The 8,607-nt window shown below is 62.3% G+C and carries 11 protein-coding genes; 5 read left to right on the top strand and 6 right to left on the bottom strand.

Features of this window, described 5'->3' with window-relative positions; all coding sequences use genetic code 11:
- Positions 1 to 137: 137 nt before the first annotated feature.
- The 4 genes from preA to ACXAHG_RS19225 all read right to left on the bottom strand — a co-directional run bounded on the left by preA (position 138) and on the right by ACXAHG_RS19225 (position 3,939).
- Entirely contained in the window at positions 138 to 1,442 is a 1,305-nt protein-coding gene (preA, locus tag ACXAHG_RS19240) for an NAD-dependent dihydropyrimidine dehydrogenase subunit PreA (RefSeq protein ID WP_475059919.1), read from the bottom strand.
- 55 nt (positions 1,443 to 1,497) lie between these two features.
- Positions 1,498 to 2,832: an NAD(P)-dependent oxidoreductase gene (locus ACXAHG_RS19235; protein WP_475059916.1), complete on the bottom strand. Its 1,335-nt coding sequence runs from the start codon at positions 2,830 to 2,832 to the stop codon at positions 1,498 to 1,500.
- A gap of 289 nt (positions 2,833 to 3,121) precedes the next feature.
- Positions 3,122 to 3,520 carry a RidA family protein gene (locus ACXAHG_RS19230; protein WP_475042762.1) on the bottom strand — a complete coding sequence of 133 codons (399 nt, stop codon included), beginning with the start codon at positions 3,518 to 3,520 and terminating at the stop codon, positions 3,122 to 3,124.
- Between the two features lie 155 nt (positions 3,521 to 3,675).
- Complete coding sequence (locus ACXAHG_RS19225) at positions 3,676 to 3,939, bottom strand: DUF2312 domain-containing protein (RefSeq protein ID WP_008553759.1); 264 nt, start codon at positions 3,937 to 3,939, stop codon at positions 3,676 to 3,678.
- A 192-nt stretch (positions 3,940 to 4,131) separates the two neighbouring features.
- On the opposite strand from ACXAHG_RS19225, the gene ACXAHG_RS19220 reads away from it, so the two are divergent.
- Positions 4,132 to 4,350, top strand: a complete 219-nt coding sequence (locus ACXAHG_RS19220) for a hypothetical protein (RefSeq protein WP_475042760.1) — start codon at positions 4,132 to 4,134, stop codon at positions 4,348 to 4,350.
- A 40-nt stretch (positions 4,351 to 4,390) separates the two neighbouring features.
- Here the strand turns inward: ACXAHG_RS19220 and ACXAHG_RS19215 are convergent, their stop codons facing one another.
- Positions 4,391 to 4,606 carry a hypothetical protein gene (locus ACXAHG_RS19215; RefSeq protein WP_475059914.1) on the bottom strand — a complete coding sequence of 72 codons (216 nt, stop codon included), beginning with the start codon at positions 4,604 to 4,606 and terminating at the stop codon, positions 4,391 to 4,393.
- Positions 4,607 to 4,897: 291 nt separating this feature from the next.
- Between ACXAHG_RS19215 and ACXAHG_RS19210 the strand changes: the two genes are divergently transcribed.
- Genes ACXAHG_RS19210 through ACXAHG_RS19195 form a run of 4 tightly spaced genes read left to right on the top strand, consistent with a single transcriptional unit; the run spans position 4,898 to position 7,083 of the window.
- Positions 4,898 to 5,761, top strand: a complete 864-nt coding sequence (locus tag ACXAHG_RS19210) for an MBL fold metallo-hydrolase (RefSeq protein WP_475059912.1) — start codon at positions 4,898 to 4,900, stop codon at positions 5,759 to 5,761.
- Positions 5,762 to 5,783: 22 nt separating this feature from the next.
- Positions 5,784 to 6,212, top strand: a complete 429-nt coding sequence (locus tag ACXAHG_RS19205; RefSeq protein ID WP_475059910.1) for a YeeE/YedE family protein — start codon at positions 5,784 to 5,786, stop codon at positions 6,210 to 6,212.
- On the top strand, positions 6,212 to 6,646 hold the full coding sequence (locus tag ACXAHG_RS19200) for a DUF6691 family protein (protein WP_475059908.1): 435 nt from the start codon (positions 6,212 to 6,214) through the stop codon (positions 6,644 to 6,646). Before ACXAHG_RS19205 ends, ACXAHG_RS19200 begins: the two co-directional genes overlap by 1 nt.
- 11 nt (positions 6,647 to 6,657) lie before the next feature.
- Complete coding sequence (locus tag ACXAHG_RS19195) at positions 6,658 to 7,083, top strand: protein tyrosine phosphatase family protein (protein WP_475059906.1); 426 nt, start codon at positions 6,658 to 6,660, stop codon at positions 7,081 to 7,083.
- A gap of 190 nt (positions 7,084 to 7,273) precedes the next feature.
- Here the strand turns inward: ACXAHG_RS19195 and ACXAHG_RS19190 are convergent, their stop codons facing one another.
- Positions 7,274 to 8,590: a FliM/FliN family flagellar motor C-terminal domain-containing protein gene (locus tag ACXAHG_RS19190; protein WP_475059903.1), complete on the bottom strand. Its 1,317-nt coding sequence runs from the start codon at positions 8,588 to 8,590 to the stop codon at positions 7,274 to 7,276.
- Positions 8,591 to 8,607 lie beyond the last annotated feature (17 nt).

Below are 8,607 nucleotides of genomic sequence, written 5' to 3'. Positions count from 1 at the left end.
TTCTTCCCCCCCCCCCCTCCTTTTTTCCCTTCCCCTCCCCCAAAACACCCCCCCCCCCCGGGCCCAACGGGAGACGGTCTGCTGCAAAGGAGGCCGGCGACGGGCGGGAGGACACCCGGTGCCGGCCCCGGCAGAGGTCACTCCGCCGCTGTGGCTGCCGGGTTGTTCGGATGGGTGGTCCAGTTGGCATAATCGTCCGAGACCACCTCGCCGGTGCGTTCGTCGATCTGGCCCGCCGGCACCTCCTCCATGGTGATGCAGCCTTCGACCGGGCAGACATTCACACAGAGGTTGCAGGCGACGCACTCGTCGTCCTTCACCGTGAACACGCGGTCTTCGCTCATCGCAATTGCCTGGTGCGAGGTGTCCTCGCAGGCGGCAAAACAGCGGCCGCATTTGATGCAATCGTCCTGGCTGATCTTGGCCTTGGTGACATAGTTCAGGTCCAGATACTGCCAGTCGGTCACATTCGGCACCGCCATGCCGATGAAGTCCTGGGTGGAGGTATAGCCCTTCTCATCCATCCAATTGGACAGACCGGAGATCATCTCCTTCACCACGTTGAAACCATAGGTCATTGCCGCGGTGCAGACCTGCACGTTGCCAGCCCCCATTGCCATGAACTCTGCAGCGTCGCGCCAGGTGGTAACACCGCCAATGGCAGAAATCGGCAGACCGCGGGTCTGCGCATCGCGGGCAATCTCAGCAACCATGTTCAGCGCAATCGGTTTCACCGCCGGGCCGCAATAGCCGCCGTGGGTGCCCTTGCCGCCGATGGTCGGCTCAGGCGCCATGCTGTCGAGGTCCACCGAAGTGATCGAGTTGATGGTGTTGATCAGGCTGACCGCATCGGCATTACCCGCATTAGCCGCCCGCGCAGGATGGCGGATGTCGGTGATGTTCGGAGTCAGCTTCACGATCACCGGCTTGGAGTAGTACTTCTTGCACCACTCGGTGACCATTTGGATGTACTCCGGAACCTGCCCCACGGCAGAGCCCATGCCGCGTTCGGCCATGCCATGCGGACAGCCGAAGTTCAGCTCAATCCCGTCGGCGCCGGTGGCCTCCACCTGCGGCAGGATGTCTTTCCAGGCCTGCTCTTCGCAGGGCACCATGATCGAGACGATTACCGCCCGGTCCGGGTAGTCCTTCTTAACCCTGGTGATTTCCTCCAGGTTGGTCTGCAGTGGCCGGTCGGTGATCAGCTCAATGTTGTTGAGACCCAAGAGGCGGCGGTCAGCCCCCCAGATTGCGCCGTACCGCGGGCCGTTCACATTGACCACCGGCGGGCCTTCGGCGCCGAGGGTCTTCCAGACCACGCCGCCCCAGCCGGCCTCAAAGGCGCGGCGGACGTTGTATTCCTTGTCGGTTGGCGGCGCGGAGGCCAGCCAGAATGGGTTGGGGGATTTGATCCCCAGAAATTCTGTTGTCAGATCAGCCATTTGATCTCTCCTCTTAAGGCTCGCTTCGGGGCAGTTTGACTGCGCCCGAGCTGGCTCAGCCCATCAGGCTGGAGTGAATGTCCATTGCGGCATCGCGGCCTTCGGCCACGGCGGTCACGGTGAGGTCCTCGCCGCCCGAGGCGCAGTCGCCACCCGCCCAGACCCCTGCCATCGAGGTGCGTCCGGTCTCGGAGACCTTGATCTTTCGGCCCTCAAGTTCCAGCGCATCGGGCTGGCCCTCCAGCGTCTGGCCGATGGCCTTGAACACCTGATCCGCGGCCAATCGCACGGTCTCGCCGGTACCGGACACCTTGCCTTCTGCGACCTGAGTATACTCCAGTTCGATCTCCGCCGCTGCACCATTGCCAAGCACCGCCTTGGGCATGACATTGAACATCAGTTTGACGCCCTTGGAGGCCGCCAGATCCTGTTCAAAGCGGCTGGCGCCCATGTCCTCGCGCCCGCGGCGGTAGGCGATGGTGACGTTTTCAGCACCCAGAAGTTTCGATTGCACCGCGGCATCGACCGCCGTCATGCCGCCACCGATCACTACCACATTGCGGCCCACCGGCAGCGCGGTCAGATCCTCAGCCTGGCGCAGCTCGGCAATGAACTCCACCGCGTCGCGCACACCGTCCTTGTCCTCGCCCGGCGCACGCAGGGCGTTAACCCCCGCCAGACCGATGGAGAGGAACACAGCATCATAATCCGCCTTCAGAGCGTCCAGGGAAAGCTCCGCGCCCAGCTTCTTTCCGTAACCCATTGCAATGCCGCCGATCTGCAGCAGCCACTCGACCTCGCGCGCGGCAAAGTCGTTGGTAGATTTGTAAGCCGCGATGCCGAATTCGTTGAGGCCGCCCGCCTTGGGTTTGGCGTCATAGACCACCACATCGTGGCCCAGCATTGCCAGCCGGTGCGCCGCCGCCAGGCCAGCCGGACCGGCCCCCACGACGGCCACTTTCTTGCCGGTCGCTGCGGCGCGGGTGAAAGGGTGCTCGCCCTTCTCCATCAGCGTGTCGGTGGCATAGCGCTGCAGACGGCCGATCTCGACCGGCTTACCCTCGGCGGTTTCACGCACGCAGGCCTCTTCGCACAGGGTTTCGGTCGGGCAGACCCGGGCGCACATGCCGCCCAGGATGTTTTGCTCCAGAATGGTGCGGGCCGCGCTTTCGGCGTGGCCTGCCTGGATCTCCCGGATGAACTGAGGGATGTCGATGGAGGTTGGACATGCGGTCATGCAAGGCGCGTCATAGCAGAAGTAGCAGCGGTCCGCCGCCACGGCTGCCTCATGCGCGTCATAGGCTGGATGCAGGTCCGAGAAATTCTCAGCGATCCCGTCAGCGTCCAAACGCGCTGCCTGAATGCCGGATGCCTGATGGCTGGTCGCCATTGGGTGTCTCCCTGATTTTCTATTGTTCTGATATCAGAGTGCCACAGTCTGATTTTTTATCAACTGGTAAAATTTTTCTTCGGGCAAAAAAAATGCCACCCCCGGAAGAACGGCCTGCAACGGATTGAAAAAGCTGGATTATGCCAGAACAGCATTCGGCCGAATTGCGCCTGCAGCCGATCAAATACATTCTGAAACCGAGGCTCTCACCCCGAAATGGCGTCAATGGCCTGATCCTGTGCCAGCCTTTCAACGGCGTGAAAGCACTGGCCCTGGTCCCTGCACAGCCTCAGGATGGCAGCACTGCAGTGGCTTCGATTTCCACCTTGGCCTCATCCTCGACCAAGGCGGAAACCACCACCATGGTCATGGCCGGGAAGTGGTAGCCCATCACCGCGCGGTACGCTTTCCCGACCTCCGCCTGGTGGGCCAGGTACTCTGCCTTGTCCGTCACATACCAAGTAAGCCTGGTGATATCCTGGACTGTGCCGCCCGCCGTTTCGACGACGTCAAGTATATTGCGCAGCGCCTGGCTCATTTGCCCGATGAAGTCCTGCGCCTCGAACACTTGATCTGCAGTCCAGCCGATCTGGCCGCCGACAAACAGCTGCCGGCCTTCTGCCACCATGCCATTGGCATAGCCTTTTGCGGGCTTCCACCCTTCGGGATGCACGCTGATGGCCGGCATGGCGGAACTCCTTTGCTGATCACTGCCTGAGGCGACAATAGCTCTGCCGCAGCATTTATTTCAAGCTTAAAGTTTCTCAACGCAAGCGCTGCAAAAACAAAATCCGCGCAGGCCCAGCACCTGCGCGGCTTTGATTTTCGGAACGGCAGCGCGGCTTACATGCCAAGCGCTTCCTTGTACATTTCCAGCACCGCCTCTTCCTCGGCGATGTCGTTTTCGTCGCGCTTGCGCAGGGCGATGATCTTTCGCATCACCTTGGTGTCATAGCCGCGGCCCTTGGCCTCGGCCATCACCTCTTTCTGCTGCTCGGCGATGGTCTTCTTTTCCTCATCCAAACGCTCGAAGCGCTCGATGAACTGGCGCAATTCGCCAGCGGTCACTCGGTAGTTTTCGCTCTTTTCGTCTTCGGTGATGTCCATCTGCGGCTCCGTCGGCAAAGGCTGTCAGTTGCTGTCGGAGCAAGGGGATAGCGCCCCGCCTGCGGCACTGCAAGCAGCGAAAGAGCTGCGGGCGGACAGTCAGGCGGAAACCGGACCCTTCCACCGGCTGCTTGCGCGCGCGCCGCGGATCGGCTACTCGCCGCGCAGCACCATTTCCGCAGGAGCGCATTCATGTTTGAACTCATCGTCTGGACCGGAGCAGCCGTGTCCGTTGCCGGCCTGCTTGGACTGATCTGGTGCATTATCAAGGTAGCCCGCGCGCGGCGCCAGAACCTCAGCGACGAAGATCTCCGCACTGTGGTGCAGTCAGTGCTGCCCTACAACCTGGGCGCCCTGCTGCTGTCCGTTCTGGGACTGATGCTGGTGATGGTTGGCATTTTCCTGGGCTGACTTCCGGCCTTAACGGGGCAGCCCAGCCCTGACAGGCCAGTCAGACCGGCATATTGTCAAACATCTCCTCGACCGCTTCCTCGCAAAGCGCTGCTTCCAAACGGCGGAGCCGTCCAGGCACCTCTCCACCGGTCTTGCGCATGTAGTCCAGCAGCCGGATGAATTCCGGCCGCATCGCCAGCCGGTCCGGTCCGGTCTCTTGCCGGATCCTTGTTTCCAGGGTTTCGACGGTGTGCAGCAGATCTTCCTGAGTCATGAGCAGTCCTCCCTACGTCCTGTGAGTATGCCAGCATTTCGCAACAGTGATACGAAAGCCCGCAAAATCTGAGCGGCGCGGCGAAAATTTGCGCATCTTTGCCGGCCTTCTGACGATTCCCCGGGCGCCTTTGATGCAAGCCGAGACTACGGCGCGGCGCCAGCGCTCTGCCTTGACACAAATCAGACGGCTGCGATGATTTCCACACGCGGCTCATCTAACGGCCCGTGCCTGCTTGAAACGCATTCAAAAACTAATATATGACTTCCCGAACCAAAGGGAGAGCGACCGATGACCCCTGCCGTCCAGGCCTTTTTCGACGAAGCAACCAACACTGTCTCCTATGTGTTTCGGGAACCAGAGGGCTCTGCCTGTGCAATCATCGATTCTGTTCTGGATTACGACCAGGCAGCCGGGCGCACCTGCACAGCCTCCGCGGACGCGATAATCGCCTGGGTCAGGGAACAAGGCCTGCGGGTGGAATGGATCCTGGAAAGCCATGTGCATGCCGACCACCTCTCTGCCGCACCCTATCTGCAGGAACAGCTGGGCGGAAAAATCGGGATTGGCAGCCGGATCACGGTGATACAGGACACGTTCGGAAAGATCTTCAACGAAGGCACCGAGTTTCAGCGCGATGGCAGCCAGTTCGACCGTTTGTTCCGCGAGGGCGACAGTTTCATGATCGGCCAGATGCGCGGCGAGGTATTGCATACCCCCGGGCACACGCCGGCCTGCCTCACCTATGTAATCGGCGACGCCGCTTTTGTTGGCGATACATTGTTCATGCCTGATTTCGGCACGGCGCGCTGCGACTTTCCGGGCGGCTCTTCAGCCGACCTTTATGAATCTATCCAAAGAATACTGGCGCTGCCTGATGAGACCCGCATTTTCGTCGGCCACGACTACAAGGCGCCAGGGCGCGACGAGTACGCCTGGGAGACCACGGTGGGCGAGCAGAAGGCCCTGAACGTGCATGTCGGTGCCGGGCGCAGCGCCGAGGCGTTCGTCGAGATGCGCGACGCCCGCGATGCAACCCTGGGCATGCCGCGGCTGATACTGCCCTCGCTGCAGGTCAACATGCGCGCAGGCCAGATGCCGGAGCCGGATGAACAGGGCGATGTGTTCCTGAAGATTCCAGTCAACAAGATCTGAGCGGACCAGACGGAGCAGGCAAATGGAAGCGGATTGGATTTGGGGCCTGTGCGGCGGTCTTTTGATCGGCCTAGGCGGAGCGGTGTATCTGCTGGGCAATGGCCGGATCATGGGCGCCAGCGGCATTCTGGGCGGCCTTCTGGATGGCAGCGGGCGCGGCATAGCAGCGGAGCGGGCCGCCTTCATCGCGGGTGTGACCGGGATGCCGCTGCTGATCGGCCTTGCAAGCGGCGCCACACCTGCAACTCATGTTACAGGCAGCGCTGCTGTCCTGGTGATTGCAGGCCTGCTGGTCGGGCTGGGAACACGGATCGCAAACGGCTGCACCTCCGGCCACGGGGTATGCGGCATCTCCCGGCTGTCCTTGCGCGGGATCACGGCAACTGCTGTGTTCATGCTGGCGGGCATTCTGACACTTGCAGTTCTGCGTCAGCTTCTGGGAGTTATCTGATGCTTCGGCTTTTTCTTGCGCTTGCTGCTGGCAGCCTGTTCGGGGCCGGGCTGATGCTGGCCGGCATGACAGACACCGCCAAAGTCCAGGGCTGGCTGGATATCTTCGGGCAATGGGATCCTGCCCTGGCCTTTGTGATGGGCGGCGCGCTGATACCTATGGCATTGGCCTGGCGCCTGTCCCGGGGCCGCCGCCCCGCTGCCGGCGGCAGCTTCCCTGCCCCGCCGCGGACAGAGCTGGACCGCCGTCTGGTTCTGGGATCGCTGATGTTCGGGGCGGGCTGGGGGCTGGCCGGGCTGTGCCCAGGCCCGGCGCTGGCCTCTCTCAGCTATAACGGCTGGCAGGGGGCGCTGTTTCTGGCAGCCATGGCCTGCGGCATGATAGCCGCCCCCAAACTCATCAGGCATCTGGACCGGCGCCCCGCAAACGCGTAAAGACTCGCCCCATGGACGCACGCATTATCACCCCCCGCTACTCGGTCTCGCCGCAGATCTCGGCTGAGGACCTGCCTGCCATTGCCGAAGCCGGTTACAAGACGGTGATCTGCAACCGCCCCGACGAAGAGGTCCCGCCCAGCCATCAGGCTGAGGCGATCCGCGCCGCTGCCGAAGCCGCAGGACTGCGATTCGAAGTGCTTCCGCTGACCCATCAGACGATGACACCGGAAAACGTGGCATTGCAGCGCGAGCTGTATGAAGGCTGCGAAGGTCCGGTTCTGGCCTATTGCGCCTCTGGCACCCGTTGTTCGGTTGTCTGGGCGCTCAGCCAAGCCTGTGATATGCCGCCGGATGACATCCTGCAAAAGACCCAGGCCGCGGGATACCAGCTGGACGGTCTGCGTCCGGCCCTGGACTCGCTGGCAAGGCGCTGACTCTGTCAGCTTGTGATCTCAGAAAACTGGGGCCAGCGCACGGAATTTAGCACCGTTGCGGCGATGCTGCCGGCCCTGCGCATCGCCCGTCGCGGAGGTCGCACCTGCGCGGCCTTCTGCGGTTTGAAGTAACTCAGCGTAGCACGCCCAGGCGCCTGACCCGAATAGGGGTCATTCACCCGCTCTCCGCCTAGTCGCCGCTCAGACCGGCCAGCTGGGAAATTTCTGCAGCCGCATCGCCTTCGCCAAAGTCCCCCAGATCGGCAGCGGGCAAATCAGGCAGGTCAGGCAAGTCCGGAAGCCCGCCGTCCAGCCCCTCCATGCTCAGCGCGCCATCGCCGAGGCCAGGCAGGTCCCCGGCATCCATGCCGCTTCCCATTGCACCATCAAGACCGCCATCGCCAAGAGCCGGCAGCCCGTCGCCGCCGCCCATGCCAAAGCCGCCGTCCATACCGGGCTCAGGTTCCAGTGCCGGCAGGCCCATATCATCCATTGGCTCCTGCAGGCCCTGGGCGGTGATTCCCATATCAAGCGCTGACGCCGCACCGGCGGTGCTGCCTGTGCCTGCCCCGTCAGAGAATGCCATCTCATCAGCTCCGGCATCGCCGACCAGCCTGGTCCTGGGCTGGTTCAGGCGCACAGCACGCGCGCCGTTCATCTGACCGAGACGGCCCTGGGCCACAGACTGGCCCCCTATGGTCAAGAGGTCGGTTTCATAAAGGAACGCCTGATCCAAAGGCAGGGTATCCCCCACTTTCAGGCCGGCAAATTCATTCAGCGGCACCCGCATCTTGCACAGCACCGCTGACAGTTCCGCGCGGATAGACCCCATGTTGGCCCCAAGCGATGGCCCCTGGGTGCCGCCCGCCTGGCCGCCCTGCAGCTCCTCTGCAGTGGGTTCGGGCAGAATCAACTTCATCACCCCCTGCATGGCGCCGCAAGCCAGATCCAGGTTCAGCTCGATCACCCGGTAATCTTCGGCCTCCATTCCCAGTACGAGGCTGCGCACATTTTCCACTTGGGCACCGAACCGGTAGCCGTTGAAAATGGTCTGGTCAGCGTGACCGTCCAGCATCGCCATAACCTTGGCAAAGATGCGTTCCAGAAACTCTGCCGTCATTGCGGCATCGGTGGGCGTATAGTGGCGTTCATCCGGGGTCTTGCCGATCACTGCGCCAATGGTCTGCTGCTGGATCAGCGCCGTAACCATTGCGGCGTCCATGCTGGCAGCCCCCATCCGGCCATTGGGGCTATCCAGAACAACCAGCAGATCCTTGTCCGACAGCTGATCTGACAGGTCTTCCGGAATACGGTTCGACTGGCGTGCGGCCAGAACGGCCATCGGCAGATTGCAAAGATCCGCGGCGGCGCGCGCAACGGAGCGGCGCAAAGCCTTCAGCGTCGGAGAGGTCGTCAGTGCCCCGACACCTTCCTTTGTCGCTGCCAGCTTGCGAGCAAGCACACCCTGCTTGCCGCTGCCTGCCTCTGCTGCTTCTGTCTCAGACATAGGCTGTTTAACCTGCC

The sequence above is a fragment of the Leisingera sp. ABD4_442 genome, assembly GCF_056160905.1.
The sequence above is the reverse complement of the archived record's forward strand: the minus strand, read 5'-3'. Positions and strand labels throughout refer to the sequence as shown.

What these genes read in the sequence shown, in the direction of transcription:
- preA (WP_475059919.1), bottom strand. Translation starts at nt 1,442, where the DNA reads ATGGCTGATCTGACAACAGAATTTCTGGGGATCAAATCCCCCAACCCA.
- ACXAHG_RS19235 (WP_475059916.1), bottom strand. Translation starts at nt 2,832, where the DNA reads ATGGCGACCAGCCATCAGGCATCCGGCATTCAGGCAGCGCGTTTGGAC.
- ACXAHG_RS19230 (WP_475042762.1), bottom strand. Translation starts at nt 3,520, where the DNA reads ATGCCGGCCATCAGCGTGCATCCCGAAGGGTGGAAGCCCGCAAAAGGC.
- ACXAHG_RS19225 (WP_008553759.1), bottom strand. Translation starts at nt 3,939, where the DNA reads ATGGACATCACCGAAGACGAAAAGAGCGAAAACTACCGAGTGACCGCT.
- ACXAHG_RS19220 (WP_475042760.1), top strand. Translation starts at nt 4,132, where the DNA reads ATGTTTGAACTCATCGTCTGGACCGGAGCAGCCGTGTCCGTTGCCGGC.
- ACXAHG_RS19215 (WP_475059914.1), bottom strand. Translation starts at nt 4,606, where the DNA reads ATGACTCAGGAAGATCTGCTGCACACCGTCGAAACCCTGGAAACAAGG.
- ACXAHG_RS19210 (WP_475059912.1), top strand. Translation starts at nt 4,898, where the DNA reads ATGACCCCTGCCGTCCAGGCCTTTTTCGACGAAGCAACCAACACTGTC.
- ACXAHG_RS19205 (WP_475059910.1), top strand. Translation starts at nt 5,784, where the DNA reads ATGGAAGCGGATTGGATTTGGGGCCTGTGCGGCGGTCTTTTGATCGGC.
- ACXAHG_RS19200 (WP_475059908.1), top strand. Translation starts at nt 6,212, where the DNA reads ATGCTTCGGCTTTTTCTTGCGCTTGCTGCTGGCAGCCTGTTCGGGGCC.
- ACXAHG_RS19195 (WP_475059906.1), top strand. Translation starts at nt 6,658, where the DNA reads ATGGACGCACGCATTATCACCCCCCGCTACTCGGTCTCGCCGCAGATC.
- ACXAHG_RS19190 (WP_475059903.1), bottom strand. Translation starts at nt 8,590, where the DNA reads ATGTCTGAGACAGAAGCAGCAGAGGCAGGCAGCGGCAAGCAGGGTGTG.